Source organism: Halosolutus amylolyticus, assembly GCF_023566055.1.
Lineage (GTDB): Archaea > Halobacteriota > Halobacteria > Halobacteriales > Natrialbaceae > Halosolutus > Halosolutus amylolyticus.
This window is the reverse complement of sequence record NZ_JALIQP010000002.1, coordinates 373,740-389,523: the sequence shown is the minus strand read 5'-3', so window position 1 is coordinate 389,523 and position 15,784 is coordinate 373,740. Positions and strand designations below refer to the sequence as shown.

The window sequence follows — 15,784 nt, the reverse complement described above, 5'->3', positions numbered from 1 at the left end:
CAACCGTTTTAGGGCGAAACTGCTTGGTCCGGGTAGATGGGTAACTGTATCATCTGCGGCACACCCGTCGACGGCGAGATCTGCGAGAGCCACGAAGAGGATGCCGTCTTCGAATTCGACGGCAATTCTCCCTCGCAGCTGACTCCCGGTCGCTACTACCGGGGGACCGTCGACGGTTACGCCGATTTCGGGGTCTTCGTCGATATCGGAGACCACGTCACTGGCCTGTTGCACAGAAGCGAACTCGACAAACGACTCGAGAGCCTCGACTGGGAGCCCGGGGACGACGTCTTCGTCCAGGTGCTCGACGTCCGGGACAACGGGAACGTCGACCTCGGCTGGTCGATCCGCCAGCGCGAACGCGAGTTCCGAGGGAAGTTGATCGACACTGGGTCCGACGAAGTACGCCCCGAGGAGTTCGAGGACGACACGGACGAGACGGCGACTCACGCCGGCGCGACCGACGACGCGGTGGACGCGGACGACGTCGCGGCCGGCGACCTCCAGGCGGCCGCCGACGACGGCGGTCCGACCGAGACGGAGACGCCCGCCCCGGACGCGAGCGAAACCGTCACGGGCGGGAGCGGTTCCGTCGCGACCGAGAGCGCCGCCGCGTCGACGCCAGCGACCGACGACGCGGCCGACGCCGAGCCGGAGACCGAACCCGCACTCAACCGCACGACGATCGATTCGATCGACGCCCAGGTCGGCAGCGTCGTTCGCCTCGAGGGCGAGATCACCGGCGTCCGCCAGACCAGCGGGCCGACGGTCTTCGAACTCCGTGACGAGACCGCGACCGTCGAGTGTGCGGCGTTCGAGGAGGCCGGCGTTCGCGCCTACCCCGACGTCGAGATCGACGACGTCGTCGCCCTCGAGGGCGAGGTCGAACGCCACCACGGCGAGTTACAGATCGAGACCGAATCCCTCGAGATTCTCGCGGGCGAAGAACGCGAGACCGTTCACGACCGACTCGAGGACGCGATCGAGAGCGAGGCCCGACCGGCCGCCGTCGACCTGCTGGCCGACCACGACGCCGTCACGGCCGTCGAAGACGGCCTCGTCGACGCCGCGACCGCGATCCGCCGGGCCGTCATGGAGGCCCGACCGATCGTCGTCCGCCACGGCGCGACCGCCGACGGCTACGTCGCCGGGGCGGCCATCGAACGCGCCGTCCTCCCGCTGATTCGCGAGAAACACACCCGCGAGGACGCGGAGTACCACTACTTCGAGCGCCGGCCCCTCGACGGCCGCGTCTACGACATGGACGCCGCGACCAACGACGTCACGTCGATGCTCGAGGCCCGCGATCGTCACGGCGAGCAACTTCCGCTCGTCGTGCTGGTCGACGCCGGGTCGACCGTCGAGTCGGTCGACGGCTACGACCTCCTCTCGATGTACGACGCCAACGCGCTCGTGATCGACGACAGTCGCGCCGACGAGGCGATCGTCGACGCCGTCTCCGTCGCCGTGACGCCCTCGCTCGAGGGCGTCGACGTGTCGGACGTGACGTCGACGGCGCTCGCGGCCAACGTCGCCGCTCACGTCAGCGACGACGTGCGATCGGACCTCGAACACCTCCCCGCCGTCAGCTACTGGGAGGACGCACCCGCCGACTACGTCGATCTCGCGGCCGAGGCCGGCTACGACGAGACGGACATCGCGAACCGGCGCGAAGCCGTCGCGCTCGAGGCGTACTACCAGTCGTACAAGGACAAGCGCGAACTCATCATCGACCTGCTGTTCGAGGACAGCGACGCCTCGACGCCGCGAAACGACGGCCTCGCCGCCCACGTCTCCGAACAGTTCCGCGCCAAACTCGAGTCCGAACTCGAGACGGCCCAGGAGAACTGTACGGTTCGCGGGGTCGACGGCGTCACCGTCACGCTCCTGGATACGGACGCGTTCACCCACCGGTACGACTTCCCGACCACCGTCCTGTTGCTGGACGAACTCCACCGCCGCGAACGCGATCGGGCCGACGCTCCGTTCGTGACGCTCGGCGTCGGGTCGGACGAACTCCACGTCCGCGCGACGGAGTCGCTGAACGTCCGCGACCTCGGCGACGCGATCGCCGAGCAGGCATCCGACGCGGGCGTCAGCGTCGTGGGCGGTGCGGACGGTCACGTCGAGTTCCTGCCGGGCGAACGCGATGCGGTCCGTGAGGCTGCGATCGACGCACTCGCCGAGACGCTCGCGTAACACGCGCCCTTCTCCGCTGTCCGCGACGTTCCGAGCAGCGCTAGCCGCGGCTATCGGGGTAGAAGTGACGGCTCCGGCGACCGCCGGGCGGTCTCGAGAACCGTCTCAGGATGAGACCGGTCTGGCGTCGGCGCGGATCGACTCGAACACGCTGGCGGCCCACTCGCGTGCGATCCTCGCGTCGGTGTCGACGAACACGCGCATCGCGCCGGTGTCCTCGTCGTAGCCGCCGACGCCTACCCGATCGTCGAACAGCGCGAGGCCGTAGGGGAGGGCGTCCCGCGTGTGGACCGTGACGTGTCCCTCGTCGATGGCCGTCCCGAGCGCGGCGTCCGATTCGTCTCGAAGCGTCTCGACGGCGTCGGGGACGTAGACGAGTTCGACGGTCCGCTCCTCGAAGAGCCGATCGCCGCCGTCGTCGATCCCGGGCGGGATCATGTGCGTCGTGTTGAACCCGCGGAACGTCTCGCTCTCGCGCAGGAGCGACAGGAAGCGCTCGATCGGCGCGTACGGGTCCGACGGCGTAGCGACTGTGACCGTCGCGTCGGTGAACGGTTCGACGACGAACTCCTCGTGGTCCTCGCAGATGTACTCGAACAGCGGCTCGAGTCGACGTGCCGTCCGCAGGTACGTTTCAAACTTACAGACGCCGTACGCGACAGTTTCGCCGTACCCGGTCAGCCGGTACCGGCCGTCGACGCGTTCGCCGTACCCTTCGTCCTCGAGCCAGCGAACGAACCGGTGGCTCGTCGCCCGCGAGACGCCCAGCGCCGCCTGGATCTCGGGCCGATCGAGGGGCTCTGCGAGCAGGAGCCGTAATAGGTCGCCGTGGCGGACGACGTCGACCAGCGTCTCGGTCTCGGGGTAGCGGTCACCGTCGCGCCGCCGTGTGTCTCGCTGGAGGTTTCGATCGTAGCTGATGAGTTCGTCGAGGAGATCGTGCGTCACGAGGTACTCACTCTCACGGGGTCGATACTGCTAGTACACCGTTCGCCTGCTTAACCCTGTCTCACGGCGTGAGACGGATTTCATTGTCAGAATCCAATCTCGGAAATTAAGTATGGGTCGTCCAGGCGCCTCGAGAGAATCATGGGAACGACGACAGCGCAGATCGACCCCGAACGGACCGACGCCTTCCTCGAGAGCCTCCTCGAGCGAGCCGCGAACACGATGTCGCTGTTCGGCATCTACGTCGGCGATCGACTGGGATACTACGACGCACTGGCGTCGGCGGGGCCGCTCACCGCGCCGGCGCTCGCCGCGGCGACGGACACCCACGAGCGGTACGCCCGCGAGTGGCTCGAACACCAGACCGTCACCGGCGTCCTGACCGTCGAGAACCCCGGCGACGACCCGACCGACCGGCGGTACGCACTCCCCGGGAGTTACGTCGAGGTCCTCTGTGAGCCCGATAGCCTGAACTACCTCGCGCCGCTCGCGGGGCTCGTCGCAGGGCTGGGTGCCCCGCTGGAGGACGTCATCGAGGCGTTCCGGACCGGCGGTGGCGTCCCGTTCGCGGCCTACGGCGACGCCTGCCACGAGGGGATCGCGGCGATGAACCGACCCGCGTTCGTCAGCCAGCTCGGCCCCGAGTGGCTCGCGTCGATTTCCGACGTCGACGCGGCGCTCCGGGACGGCGGTCGCGTCGCGGACCTCGGCTGTGGCCACGGCTGGTCCAGCATCGGCGTCGCCGAACACTACCCCGAGGCGATCGTCGACGGCTACGACCTCGACGCGGCCTCGGTCGAGCGGGCGACGGAAAACGTCGCCGAACGCGGGGTCGACGACCGGGTCACGGTTCACAACCGCGACGCGGGCGATCCTGGCATCGACGGCGACTACGACCTCGTGATGGCGTTCGAGTGCGTTCACGACCTCTCGGACCCGATCGCCGTCCTCGAGACGATGCGACGGCTGGCGGGCGACGACGGCGCCGTCCTGGTCGTGGACGAACGCGCCGGCGAGTCGTTCTCCCCGGAGGGCAACGAGATCGAGCCGCTGCTGTACGGGTTCAGCGTCCTGCACTGCCTGCCCGTCGGCATGGTCGACGAGCCGGCGACGGGCACCGGGACCGTGATGCGCCCGGACACGCTCGCCGAGTACGCGACCAGCGCCGGGTTCTCGACCGTCGACGTGCTGCCGATCGAGAATTTCTTCTTCCGGTTCTACAGGCTCCGCCAATGACCGCGACTGCCCCCACCACCGATCCGGCCTCCTCGGGCGCGGCGTCCGCCGACGCGCGCATCCCCTGGGACTCGCCGACGGTCCGCATCGTCCTCCTGAGTACGCTACTGGCGCCGCTGGGAGTGCCGCTGGTCAGTCCGACCCTGCCGATCGTTCGCGACACGTTCGGGGTCAGCGAGGCGACGGCCAGCCTGGTGATCAGCGCGTACTTCGTCGCCGGGATCGTCCTCTCGCCGTTCATCGGGGCGCTGGCCGATCGGCTCGGCCGGCGGTTCGTGCTCGCCGCGAGCCTCGTGGTCTTCGGGCTCGCGGGCGGCGTGATCGTCGTCGCCCCGTCGTTCACGACGGTCCTGCTGGTGCGGGTCGTCCAGGGAACGGCGTCCGCGGGCATCTTCGTCGCGACGGTCACCATCATCGGCGACACCTTCGAGGACGCACAGCGCAACGCGGTGCTCGGGGTCAATACGGCCGTCCTCTCGGCCGGGGCGGCGATCTTCCCGGTCGTCGGCGGCGTGCTCGTCGCCGTCTCGTGGGACGCCCCGTACCTGCTGTACCTGCTCGCGGTGCCGCTCGGTGCGCTCGCCTGGTACGTGCTCGAAGAACCCGATCGGGACGGGGAGTCTGGTCGCGACGGCGGGACCGCTCACGGGAGTGCCGAACGAGAACCGGCCACCGACGGCGGCACGGCCGCGAGGGGCGTGACGCTCGACGCGAACTACGTTCGCGGCGTGCTCGCCGCGGTCGGCACGGCGAGCGTGCTGTCGATGTTCCTCGCCACGTTCGCGGCCGAACTCCTGCTGTTCGGCTCCGTCCTGACGGCGGTGCCGTTCCTGTTGACCGGCTCGTACGGCCTCACGCCCGCTATCGTCGGCGGCGTCCTGATGCTCTCGGAGGGCGTCTCGGTCGTCGTCTCGGCCGCGAACGGCCGGTTCGCAAAGCGAGTGACGAACGCGACGCTCGTCGCCGGTGGGTTCGTCTGTCTGGCGATCGGGCTCGCCGTCGCCGGCCTCGCGGACTCGGTCCTCGCGATCGCCGCGGCCACGGCGATCATCGGCGCGGGCGTCGGCCTCGTGTTGCCGTCGGTCGACGCGGAGGTGAGCGATCGGGTCGCGGGCCGCTACCGGGCCGGGGCACTGAGTCTGCGCAACAGCACGACGTTCCTCGGTCGAACGGCCGGTCCCGTCGCGTTCGCCGGCGTCGCCGCGACGACCGGCTACGCGCCGTTGTTGCTCGTCGGCGCGATCGGCGCGGTCGCCGTCGCCGGGTTCGTCGTCGCGGGCGGGCGATCGATCGACGACGGCGGGGTGTTCACGACGCGGAGCGCGTGATCGTCCGGGTCACTCCTCCTCGGGTTCCTTCTCGGCGCGTTCACGCCGCTCTTTCGCCACGACGGAGGCGTCGGGCCAGGTGACGCTCCCCTCGAACGGGATCCCAATCCGTTCGGCGGCGCGGGCGATCATGTGCGCGCCGGTCGGCACGGTCAGGAACAGGAAGAGGATCCCCACGAGCGCCGTTAGCCCCTCGTTGCCGGGCCCGAAGTGGACGAAGCCGGCCACGAAGATGGCCGCGGTCCCGAGGGTCGTGGGCTTGCTCGTCGCGTGCATCCGGTTGTAGACGTTCGGCAGGCGGAGCATCCCGATCGTCCCGACCGACAGGAAGAACACGCCGATCGCGATCAGCGCGATCACGAGGCCGGTCCGGATCATTCGATCACCTCCCCTTCGGTGACGAACTTGGCGACGGCGACCGTCGCGATGAAGCCGATGATCGCGAGCACGAGTCCCACGGTCACGAACAGGCCGCGATCGGTTTGAATGGCGAAGAGGACGGCGATGGCGACGACGTTCGTCGCGATCGCGTCCAGCGCGACCACCCGATCGGGGTTGGTCGGCCCCCGGATCACGCGGTAGCTACAGAGCACGCACAGTCCGCTAACGAGTATCAACGCCGCCCCCACCGCCGCATCGAGCACGGCTGGATCGAACACCTCACTCATCGTCGACACCTCGGCGTTCGCGGCCCCTGTCTCTTTCCCCGCCCGAGACGACGATCTCCGGCGGCCGATCGTCGGGCGAGGCCTCCTCGTCGAACATCACGAGGGCGGCGTCCTCCCACTCCCGGATCGGTTCGACCACTGCCTCCGGGTGGCGGCCGTCGACCGCGTGAACGTAGAGCGCGTTCGTCTCCTCGTCGTGGTCCAGCGTGACGGTCCCCGGGGTGAGCGTGATGCTGTTGGCGATGGTCGTGACCGCGAGGTCGGTCTCGACCCGGAGCGGAACCAGGATCACCTCTGGCTCGATCGGCATCTCGGGCGAGAGCACCCGGTAGGCGACGTCCAAGTTCGCTCGAACGATCTCCCACGAGAAGGCCACGAAGTAGCGAACGGCGGCCGGGAGCGCACGTGTACCGCGGTCGAGATCGATCCGCTTGACGAACAGTCGGCGGAAGCCGAACGCGACCGGGAGGCCGACGGCGAGCCCGATGAGGAACTGTCCGACCACCGCCGACGGGGTGAGTTCGACGCCGCGGACGAGGATCCACAGCAGGGCGAAGACGACGCCCGCGACGGGCCAGGTCCGGACCCTCATTCGTGCCCACCTCCAGCCTCGTCCTCGTGGACGAACTCGCCGACGGCCTCCTGGTATCCCTCGCTGTCCAGCGCGGCCGTCGCGGCGGCGTCGGCGAACTCGTAGACTGGTTCGAACCCGGCCCCGACCGCGACGATCGCCGCCGCGAGGACGACGAGGACGCCGACCTGGACCGCGTCGACGCTCGCGGTCTCGACCGGGCCCGTCCGCACGCCCCAGAAGCTCCGGTTCCACGTCCGCGTCACGTACGCGATCGTCAGCAACGACCCGACGAGCAGGAGGACGAGCACGGTCGTCGACTCCGCCCGGGCCGCCGCGTCGAAGACGAGGAACTTGCCGAAAAAGCCCGACAGCGGCGGGATACCGACGAGCGCGAGCGATCCGACGAAGAACGCGATCGCCAGCGGCGGCGATCGGCCCGCAAGCCCGCCGAGATCGGCCAGTCGACTCGTTCCCGTCGCCGACCTGACGGTACCGACGGCGAGAAAGAGCAGTCCCTTCGCCAGCGTGTGGTTGAGCGCGTACACCAGCGCGGCGACGATCCCGACGTGGCGAAGCGTCGGGTTCGCCGTCGTCGCCGCGATCGCGACGGGGATCGCGATGAACCCGACCTGGCCGATGCTCGAGTACGCGAGCACGCCCTCCATGGAGGACCGGCCGACGGCCCCGATCCCGCCGACGAGGATGCTGGCGGCGGCCATGACGAACAGGGCGGCGCCGACGAACGCGAGCGGCGAGTCGCCCGCGACGGCGATCCCGGTTCCCGGCACGTCGAGACTGACCGCGACCTGCGCGTCGGCGAAGACGGTAAAGGAGAGGCGGATGATCGCGTAGATCCCGACCTTCTTCGTCGCCCCGGCGAGCAGGGCGGCGATCTGTGGCGGTGCGGACCGGTAGGCCGTCGGGATCCAGAACTGGAAGGGGACGAGACCGGCCTTGATCGCGAACACCGACAGGAGCATGGCCAGCAGGCCGACGATCGGACCGGGATCGATCCCGTAGGCCGCGGGGTCGGCGACTCGTCGGGCGAGTTCGGCCATGTTGAGCGTCCCGGTCGTGGCGTAGATGCCGCCGACGCCAAGCAGGAAAATGGCGCTCGCGAGCAGGTTCAGGGCGACGTACCAGAACGCGGCGCGGGTGTGCTGTGGGCCGCCGTAGTAGGCCACGAAGATGTAACTGGCCATCAGCATGACCTCGAACCAGACGAAGAGGTTGAACAGGTCGCCGGTGAGGAAGGCCCCGGTGACGCCCAGCGCGAGGAAGTGAAACAGCGGGAAGTAGTAGCTCCGCCGATCGATCTCGGGCAGTACGCGGGTCGAGAAGACAAGCGACGCGATCCCCAGGATCGCAACCATGGTCAGCATGAACGCCGAGAGGCCGTCGACGACGAGCGTGATGCCGAACGGGGCCGGCCAGTCGCCGACCTGGTAGGTCGCGATCCCGGGTGCGTCCGGCGCGAGGATGATGTACCAGTCGATCGCCGCGACGGCGATCGCGTAGGCCACCCCGCCGGCGACGCTCACGCCGATCCGCCCCCACGGCCGCCGGCCGAGCAACAGGCTCCCGACGGCCGCCAGGAGGACGATCAGCATCGGCGCGATCACGAGCTGGGACTCGGACCCGATCGGCATCGCGGTCAGCGGCGTCGTCGCGATCGTCGACAGATCCGTCGCCGTCGTCAGTGTCGTCGTCATTCTCGATCACCCAGTTCGGAGACGTCCAGCGTGTCGTGTTCCTCGTAGACCCGGTAGGAGAGCACGAGCGCGAACGCGGTCATGCCGAAGCCGATGACGATCGCGGTCAGGACCAGCGCCTGGACCAGCGGATCGGCCGTCTCCGGCACGTGCTCGCCGTGGCCGGCCAGCACTGGCACCGTGTCGGCGGTCCCCGGCGCGATGCCGCCCATCGCGAGCAGGTAGACGTTCGCCGCCTGGCCGATGATCGCCAGCCCCCAGACGACCCGGATCAGGTCCCGCCGGAGGATCAGGAACGTGCCCAGCGCGAACAGCGCGCCGATCACGGCCGCGAGGACGATCGCCGTCATTCTGCCCCCACCACCGAGAGGATCGTCAGCAGGCCGCCGACGACCACGCAGTAGACCCCGAAGTCGAACGCGAGCGCGCTCGCCACCTCGACGTGGTGGTAGATCGGCACGCCCTCGAACTCCCAGAACGTCTGCGTGAGGAAGGCCCGGCCGAACAGCAGCGGGACCAGTCCGCTGACGACGGCGATCGCCAGCCCGTACTCGAAGACGCGCCGGTAGGCCACGACGACCCGATCGCGCGAGGGCTCTTTTCCGGGGTCGACGTCGCGACCGAGCACCCCGCGCTCTAAGAAGTCCAGGCCGAACGCGAGGTAGACGATCGCGAACGCCGTCGTCGTGAGCACGCCGCCGATGAAGCCGCCGCCGGGGAGGTTGTGTCCCTCGACGAACAGGGAGATGGAGACGACCAGGATGATCGGGACGATCACCCGGGCGGTCGTCCGCATGATGACCGTCGTCGTCATCGGTCCGCACCTCCTGTGTCGTCGATCCCCGTCTCGTCAGCCCTCGTGTCGTCGGCCGTCACGTCGTCAGCCCTCGTGTCGTCGGTCCCCGTCTCGTCGCCGCCGCCGGATCGCATGACGATCAGCGTCAGGATCGAGATGGCGGCCAGCGCGACCACCACGAGTTCGCCGAGCGTGTCGAAGCCGCGGAAGTCGACCAGGATCACGTTGACGATGTTCGTACCGCCGCCCTCGGGAACCGCGTTCTCGGCGTAGTAGCGGGCGACGTCCGTGCTCCCCTCGGGGCTGGCGTCGGTCGTGAGCAGGACCGTGACGAACACTGTCGCGCCGACGGCCACCGAGAGGACGGCGTCGCGGGCGACCCTGCCGAGGTCGACCTCGTAGTACTCGGGAATCTCCTCGATCACGAGCAGGAAGATCACGAGCAGGAGCGTCTCGACGACCAGTTGCGTCAGCGCGAGGTCCGGCGCGCTGGCGAGGATGTAGAAGATGGCGATCATGAACCCGAGGATCGAGAGCGTGAGGATGCCGGCGACGTGCGAGTCGGACGTGACGACTGCGAGGGCGGCCACCACCGCCACCGCCAGCACGAGCGCGATCGCCGGCGTGGCGTCGACGCCCACGAGGTCGGCGGGGGCGACGGCCACCGTGGCGGCGAAGCCGACGAGCGCGAACGCGGAGGTGGCAGCCAGCGTCCACGTCGCGTACGTCCGGAGCAGCCCGTTGTGGACCCGCGAACCGAGCCACGAGCCCACACCCGTGAGGTTCCCGACGACGGCGTCGTACCACCAGTTCGCGCTCACCGGAGGTGACGCGGCCGGGACCGATCGGATCGCGTCGTGAATCCGATCGTAGAACGGGTAGGCGGCGAAGCCGACCCCGATCGCGATCGCGCTCATCCCGACGGGGGTCGAGTACGAGGTGGGGAGGCCGACGTGCATCGCCTCGGGGTCGGTCGCGGTCGCGTCGACGCCGGACTGGACGATGACCCGGACCGCGAGTTGGGGGTCGACGCTGACGACGGCGGCGAGCGCGGCCAGGACGGCGGGCGGAAGGATGAGCATGATCGAGGGTTCGTGCACGTCGCCGAGGCCGTCGGGACGGCTGCCGAAGAACAGGCCCAGGAACCGGAGCGAGTAGAGGACGGTGAAGATGCTCCCGAAGACGGCCACCGCGGGGTAGAGCCAGCCGAGCGCGCCGATGTCGTGGTAGTGGCTCGCCTCGACGGCCGCCTCGAACAGCAGTTCCTTCGAGTAGAAGCCGTTGAACGGGGGGATGCCGGCCATGCTGAGCGCGACGATCGTGGTGATCGCCGCCGTAACCGGAAGGTCGTGGCGGAGTCCGCCGAGGGCGTCGATCCGCCGGGTGCCGGCCTCGTGGGCGACGATCCCGGCGACGAGGAAGAGCGCGGCCTTGAACAGGGCGTGGTTGAGCAGGTGGAAGACGCCGGTTTCGGCCCCGTAGATCGACGTGAAGCCGAAGCCGGCGATCATCAGTCCGAGGTGGCTCGCCGTCGAGTACGCCAACAGTTCCTTGATGTCCGTGGCGGCGACCGCCAGGATCGCACAGACGGTCATCGTCGTCAACCCGAGCGTCGCGAACAGGATGAGCCACTCCTCCCCGACGAGAATCGGGCGCACGCGGCCGACGAAGTAGACGCCGACCTTCACCATCGTCGCGGAGTGGAGGAAAGCAGAGACTGGCGTGGGGGCTGCCATCGCGTTCGGGAGCCAGAAGTGAAGCGGGACCTGGGCGGACTTCGACCCCGCGCCGATCGCGAGCAGTCCGAGCACCGGTACGAACAGCCCCCGATCGCGGAGGGCAGACTGCATCGCGTCGGGGTTCTCGAGCATCGCGGCGAGGTTGTAGGCGGATTCGACCGCGGGGACGTCGACCGCGACGATCGAGAGCAGGATGAAGCCGACCAGCAGGAAGAGGCCGCCGCCGACGGTGACGAGCATGGCCATCCGGGCGGCGTACTGCGAGGAGTCGTCGTCGGTGTAGTGGCCGATCAGGACGAACGACGCGAGGCTGGTGAGTTCCCAGAAGAGGAAGATCGCGATCAGGTCGGCCGCCAGCGCGACGCCGATGATCGACCCCATGAACGCGAGCAACGCGGCGTAGAACCTGGCGAGGTGAGACTCGCCGTGCATGTACGCGGGGGAGTACAGGAAGATGAGCGTCCCGATACCGGAGGCGAGCAGGGCGAACAGCAGCCCCCAGCCGTCGACGTAGAACCGCAGCGCGACGTCGATCGACGGGATCCAGGCGAGGGCGACGGTCCCAGGACTCGTCGTCGCCACGCTGTATTGCGACGCGAGCAACGCGAACGACGTCATCGCGACGAGAGCGCCCGCGTAGCCGGTTCGCTCGTCGAGCAGCCGGAAAAGCAGGGGTGTGAGTCCGGCAGCGACGAACGGTAACGCGACCGCGGCGACGACCATCGCCAGGTCGGGTGACATTCAGTACGCCGGGATAGGGCGACCCCACTCTTAAACGATTACCTTTCCGACGTGGGATTCGTGACGGAAACCAACGGACGATCGATTTGCTGACCGCCGACCGACGACGCGGCGTTCGAGACGGAACCCGCGGTTCCGGAGTCCGACACGCTTATTCACGAACGGCGACGACCGTCCAGTAGTGAGTACCGAGACGCCCGATCCGACCGAAACCGACGCGTTCGAGCAGGTCTGTGAGACGCTCGTCGAGCGGATCCTCGCGGGCGAGATCGATCGCGACGAGGTCGAGAAAGCCAAACTCGAGGCCTGTTCGGAGTACTCGGCACCGAAGGTCCCCAAGAACTCCGAACTGGTGGACTACGCGCCGGACGAGCACCGCGAGGAACTCCAGTCGGTGCTCCAGCGCAAGCCGGTCCGGACGGCCTCCGGCGTCTCGCCGGTCGCGATCATGACCTCGCCCGAGCGCTGTCCCCACGGGAAGTGCCTCTACTGTCCCGGCGGGCCGGACTCGGAGTTCTCGAGTTCCCAGAGCTACACGGGCGAGGAACCCGCCGCGGCTCGCGGCGTCCAGAACGACTACGATCCGTACGGCCAGGTTCGACTGCGACTCGAGCAACTCCGGGAGATCGGTCACCCCGTCGACAAGGTCGAACTCATCCTGATGGGCGGGACGATGACCGCCCGGAGTCACGATTACCAGGAGTGGTTCGTCAAGCGTGCCCTCGAGGCGATGAACGACTACGACGTCGAGACGGAGCCCGAACCGGCCGAAGGCGAGAGCTTCGCGCAGGATCCCGAGGAGTACGAGTGGAAGTACCTCGAGGACGTCATCGCCGAGAACGAGACCGCGGACGTGCGCAACATCGGCACCACGTTCGAGACCAAACCCGACTGGTGCGATCCCGAACAGATCGATCGGATGCTCGATCTCGGCGGCACGAAAGTCGAGGTGGGCGTCCAGACCACCTACGAGCGGATCAACCGGGAGATGCACCGCGGCCACGGCGTCGCCGAGTCGATCGACGCCAACCAGCGCCTTCGCGACGCGGCGTTCAAGGTCGGGTTCCACATGATGCCCGGCCAGCCCGGGATGTCGACGGAGATGTGTCTCGAGGACTTCCGCCGACTTTTCGAACAGGAGCAGTGGAAACCCGACTACCTCAAGATCTACCCGACGCTCGTCGTCCGCGGGACGGCCACCTACGACTGGTGGCACCGGGACGAGTACGAACCGCTCGGCAACGAGGAGGCCGCCGACCTCGTCGCCGAGATCAAGGACATGATCCCCCGCTATACGCGACTCCAGCGCGTCCAGCGGGACATCCCGGCCGACTTCATCGACGCGGGCGTCTGGAAGTCGAACCTCCGACAACTCGCGCGCCAGCGCATGGACGAGCACGGCTGGGAGTGCGAGTGCATCCGCTGTCGCGAGGTCGGGATGAACGACGAAACGCCCGAGAACGTCGAACTCGACGTCACGACCTACGAGGCCTGCGGCGGGACGGAACACTTCATCTCGTTCGAGGACTTCGAGAAGGACCTCCTGATCGGGTTCTGCCGGCTTCGGTTCCCGGGAGATCCGGTCCGATCGGAACTCGAGAACGCGGCGCTGGTTCGCGAACTGCACGTGTACGGGAGCGAAGTCACGGTGGGGAGCGAGCCGCGCGGCTCGGAAAACGCGAGCGGGCAGGGCCCGCGAGCGGACGAGGGCCAGACCGATCAGCACCAGCACCAGGGATACGGACAGCGACTGATGGCCCGTGCCGAGGAACTCGCCGCCGACGCCGGCTACGACAAGGTGAGCGTCATCTCGGGAATCGGTGCCCGGGAGTACTACCGGACCAAACTCGGCTACCACCAGGACGGACCGTACGTGAGCAAGCGACTCTGACCGCCGGGCGTCGCATCACGATCGCGTCGAGCTCCGAGACCGGTCCGGCTACGATGGCTCGCGACGCGATCGGTCAGCGACACCGACTCCGCTCACCATCTTGTCTCCGTATTCATCGTTGATTGAAAACGTCCGAGGACGTGGAGAAATTTTATACTGGTGGCGGGAAAACTATCTTCTGCCGACTGTTGTCGGCACCGTTGTCGACTCCCCCCAGATCGACAACGACACACCGAACTGTATTTCGTCCGACCGCGCCGCCGGTACACTCCTCGCTCCCCCCACGGAGCGACCCCCGACGGAGCGTGTCTCGGTTCGCCGGTCGGCCGTCGGTCCTCTTCGATCGTCCGTCCGCGATTCCCGGTACCGATCGGAGTGCCGTCTGCCGGACGCACACGACGAGGTACCATCGATTTTTACGACCTAGTTATAATGCGACAGAGTGCGTCACAGTGTCCTGATGGCGTTCAGCGACACGCTCCTCGAGGCCGGGGCGGACATCTGGGAGGCACAGCTTGAGCACCCGTTCGTCCGGGAACTCGCCGCCGGAGCGCTCGACGAGGCCGCGTTCGAACACTGGGTGAAACAGGACTACCGGTATCTGCTGGATTACGCGCGTCTGTTCGCGATCGCGGGCGTGAAAGCGCGCGACGAGGAGACGATGACGCACCTGCTCGGCGTCGCTCACCAGGTGCTCGATCACGAGATGGACCTCCACCGCGAGTTCGCCGCCGACTACGGTATCTCGCGCGAGCAACTGGAAACCGTCGAGAAGGCTCCGACGTGCGTCGCGTACACGAACTTCCTCCTGCGGACCGCCTACGAGGGATCAGTCGCAGAGATTGCGGCTGCGCTGTACCCGTGTATGCAGGGCTACCTCGACGTCGCCGAGCACATGGCCGACCTTGCCGACGAGGACCACCGGTACACCCCGTTCATCGAGATGTACACGAGCGCGGAGTTCCGCGAGGCGACCGACTGGTGTCGCGCGTTCGTCGATCGCTGCGGCGAGCGCTACCCCGGCGAGCACGACGCGATGCGGGCGGCGTTTCTCACGAGCGCCAGGCTGGAGTACCGGTTCTGGGAGATGGCCTACACCGAGGAGGACTGGGACGTCTGACCGGGGCGGGTCCGCGCCGCGGTTACTACTTTAGTCGATCGTAACCTCCAGTTCGAGCACGCCGAGGTACGAGGGTGCGTTCCCGCCGGTCGTCCGGAACTCGGTGACCGTCGAGTCGACGACGTCGTAGAACTCCGCCTGCGTCTCCGGGAAGATCGGCTGGCCGTCGTCCTGCAGGAGGAACGCGGGCGCGTTCGTCGCCCGGAGGCGTTCGACCCGCTGGGTCCACGCCGCCTCGTCGTAGAGGAAGACGCCGAACGAGAACCGCCCGGCGGCGACCGCCTCCTGTTTGGACTGGAAGTGATCCGCGTCCTCGACCTTGTACTCCTCGTCGCTGAGCCACGCGATCGCGGCCAGATCGTCCGTCCGGACGAGGTAGACGTCCCACGAGAGCGTGTCGTCGAACTTCTCCCAGGTGTTTCGCGGACCCACGGTGTCAACTTCGACGCTGAACGCGGGTCGGCCCCGGGACCCGGTCGGTTCGTGGACGAACGTCGCGTCGTACCCCGGTGCCCGGATCCCTCGATCGTGGTAGACGATACCGTAGACGTCGATGTCGACCTGTCCGCTCGCGGTCAGTTCCTCGACCAGGTCCAGCACGGAGATGCCGCCCTCGTCTTCGAGCCGATCGAAGAACGAGGGGAGCTGGAAGACGTCCTCCCAGCGGCGATCGGGTGCCTGGCTCATGCGTCTCGCCCTCCGCCGAGGTGCGGTCGGGTCCGCTCACACCGCGTCGGCCGACCCCGATCGAGCGATCGAGCGCCACTGCCGTCGTTCATACGCGTTCAAAGCGGGTGGATTCGGATTATACTGTCGGAACGATCGACGAGCG

General features: G+C 68.0%; 14 protein-coding genes. 5 read left to right on the top strand and 9 right to left on the bottom strand.

Features of this window, described 5'->3' with window-relative positions; all coding sequences use genetic code 11:
* Positions 1-36 precede the first annotated feature (36 nt).
* Positions 37-2,199, top strand: coding sequence for a DHH family phosphoesterase (locus tag MUN73_RS08300; protein ID WP_250139993.1), 2,163 nt, complete (start codon positions 37-39; stop codon positions 2,197-2,199).
* Positions 2,200-2,304: 105 nt separating this feature from the next.
* Here MUN73_RS08300 and MUN73_RS08295 read toward each other — a convergent pair whose 3' ends face one another.
* A complete protein-coding gene (locus MUN73_RS08295; protein ID WP_250139992.1) occupies positions 2,305-3,147 on the bottom strand; it encodes a helix-turn-helix transcriptional regulator in 843 nt (280 codons plus the stop codon).
* 141 nt (positions 3,148-3,288) lie between these two features.
* Between MUN73_RS08295 and MUN73_RS08290 the strand changes: the two genes are divergently transcribed.
* Together MUN73_RS08290 and MUN73_RS08285 are read left to right on the top strand one after the other, a co-directional pair.
* On the top strand, positions 3,289-4,383 hold the full coding sequence (locus MUN73_RS08290) for an SAM-dependent methyltransferase (RefSeq protein WP_250139991.1): 1,095 nt from the start codon (positions 3,289-3,291) through the stop codon (positions 4,381-4,383).
* Entirely contained in the window at positions 4,380-5,711 is a 1,332-nt protein-coding gene (locus MUN73_RS08285) for an MFS transporter (RefSeq protein ID WP_250139990.1), read from the top strand. The genes MUN73_RS08290 and MUN73_RS08285 overlap by 4 nt, the downstream gene beginning before the upstream one ends.
* Positions 5,712-5,720: 9 nt before the next feature.
* Here the strand turns inward: MUN73_RS08285 and mnhG are convergent, their stop codons facing one another.
* From mnhG to mbhE, 7 genes are read right to left on the bottom strand one after another with little or no spacing between them, the layout of a single operon-like run.
* Positions 5,721-6,089, bottom strand: a complete 369-nt coding sequence (mnhG, locus tag MUN73_RS08280; RefSeq protein ID WP_250139989.1) for a monovalent cation/H(+) antiporter subunit G — start codon at positions 6,087-6,089, stop codon at positions 5,721-5,723.
* A complete protein-coding gene (locus MUN73_RS08275) occupies positions 6,086-6,379 on the bottom strand; it encodes an MrpF/PhaF family protein (RefSeq protein ID WP_250139988.1) in 294 nt (97 codons plus the stop codon). The genes mnhG and MUN73_RS08275 overlap by 4 nt, the downstream gene beginning before the upstream one ends.
* The gene (locus tag MUN73_RS08270; RefSeq protein ID WP_250139987.1) at positions 6,372-6,971 is read right to left on the bottom strand and encodes a Na+/H+ antiporter subunit E; all 600 of its coding nucleotides are present in this window, start codon (positions 6,969-6,971) and stop codon (positions 6,372-6,374) included. The genes MUN73_RS08275 and MUN73_RS08270 overlap by 8 nt, the downstream gene beginning before the upstream one ends.
* Positions 6,968-8,665: a complex I subunit 5 family protein gene (locus MUN73_RS08265; RefSeq protein WP_250139986.1), complete on the bottom strand. Its 1,698-nt coding sequence runs from the start codon at positions 8,663-8,665 to the stop codon at positions 6,968-6,970. Before MUN73_RS08265 ends, MUN73_RS08270 begins: the two co-directional genes overlap by 4 nt.
* Positions 8,662-9,015, bottom strand: a complete 354-nt coding sequence (locus MUN73_RS08260) for a sodium:proton antiporter (RefSeq protein ID WP_250139985.1) — start codon at positions 9,013-9,015, stop codon at positions 8,662-8,664. Before MUN73_RS08260 ends, MUN73_RS08265 begins: the two co-directional genes overlap by 4 nt.
* The gene (locus MUN73_RS08255) at positions 9,012-9,479 is read right to left on the bottom strand and encodes an MnhB domain-containing protein (protein ID WP_250139984.1); all 468 of its coding nucleotides are present in this window, start codon (positions 9,477-9,479) and stop codon (positions 9,012-9,014) included. Before MUN73_RS08255 ends, MUN73_RS08260 begins: the two co-directional genes overlap by 4 nt.
* Positions 9,476-11,941 carry a hydrogen gas-evolving membrane-bound hydrogenase subunit E gene (gene mbhE, locus MUN73_RS08250; RefSeq protein WP_250139983.1) on the bottom strand — a complete coding sequence of 822 codons (2,466 nt, stop codon included), beginning with the start codon at positions 11,939-11,941 and terminating at the stop codon, positions 9,476-9,478. The genes MUN73_RS08255 and mbhE overlap by 4 nt, the downstream gene beginning before the upstream one ends.
* Before the next feature lie 181 nt (positions 11,942-12,122).
* Between mbhE and MUN73_RS08245 the strand changes: the two genes are divergently transcribed.
* On the top strand, positions 12,123-13,832 hold the full coding sequence (locus MUN73_RS08245) for a tRNA uridine(34) 5-carboxymethylaminomethyl modification radical SAM/GNAT enzyme Elp3 (protein ID WP_250139982.1): 1,710 nt from the start codon (positions 12,123-12,125) through the stop codon (positions 13,830-13,832).
* Between the two features lie 460 nt (positions 13,833-14,292).
* Entirely contained in the window at positions 14,293-14,952 is a 660-nt protein-coding gene (gene tenA, locus MUN73_RS08240) for a thiaminase II (protein ID WP_250139981.1), read from the top strand.
* Positions 14,953-14,982: 30 nt separating this feature from the next.
* Here the strand turns inward: tenA and MUN73_RS08235 are convergent, their stop codons facing one another.
* Positions 14,983-15,639, bottom strand: coding sequence for a hypothetical protein (locus MUN73_RS08235; protein WP_250139980.1), 657 nt, complete (start codon positions 15,637-15,639; stop codon positions 14,983-14,985).
* Between the last annotated feature and the right edge of the window lie 145 nt (positions 15,640-15,784).

Excerpts from the sequence above, each read along its gene's own strand:
- MUN73_RS08300 (WP_250139993.1), top strand. The coding sequence starts at position 37 with ATGGGTAACTGTATCATCTGCGGCACACCCGTCGACGGCGAGATCTGC.
- MUN73_RS08290 (WP_250139991.1), top strand. The coding sequence starts at position 3,289 with ATGGGAACGACGACAGCGCAGATCGACCCCGAACGGACCGACGCCTTC.
- MUN73_RS08285 (WP_250139990.1), top strand. The coding sequence starts at position 4,380 with ATGACCGCGACTGCCCCCACCACCGATCCGGCCTCCTCGGGCGCGGCG.
- mnhG (WP_250139989.1), bottom strand. The coding sequence starts at position 6,089 with ATGATCCGGACCGGCCTCGTGATCGCGCTGATCGCGATCGGCGTGTTC.
- MUN73_RS08275 (WP_250139988.1), bottom strand. The coding sequence starts at position 6,379 with ATGAGTGAGGTGTTCGATCCAGCCGTGCTCGATGCGGCGGTGGGGGCG.
- MUN73_RS08270 (WP_250139987.1), bottom strand. The coding sequence starts at position 6,971 with ATGAGGGTCCGGACCTGGCCCGTCGCGGGCGTCGTCTTCGCCCTGCTG.
- MUN73_RS08265 (WP_250139986.1), bottom strand. The coding sequence starts at position 8,665 with ATGACGACGACACTGACGACGGCGACGGATCTGTCGACGATCGCGACG.
- MUN73_RS08260 (WP_250139985.1), bottom strand. The coding sequence starts at position 9,015 with ATGACGGCGATCGTCCTCGCGGCCGTGATCGGCGCGCTGTTCGCGCTG.
- MUN73_RS08255 (WP_250139984.1), bottom strand. The coding sequence starts at position 9,479 with ATGACGACGACGGTCATCATGCGGACGACCGCCCGGGTGATCGTCCCG.
- mbhE (WP_250139983.1), bottom strand. The coding sequence starts at position 11,941 with ATGTCACCCGACCTGGCGATGGTCGTCGCCGCGGTCGCGTTACCGTTC.
- tenA (WP_250139981.1), top strand. The coding sequence starts at position 14,293 with ATGGCGTTCAGCGACACGCTCCTCGAGGCCGGGGCGGACATCTGGGAG.
- MUN73_RS08235 (WP_250139980.1), bottom strand. The coding sequence starts at position 15,639 with ATGAGCCAGGCACCCGATCGCCGCTGGGAGGACGTCTTCCAGCTCCCC.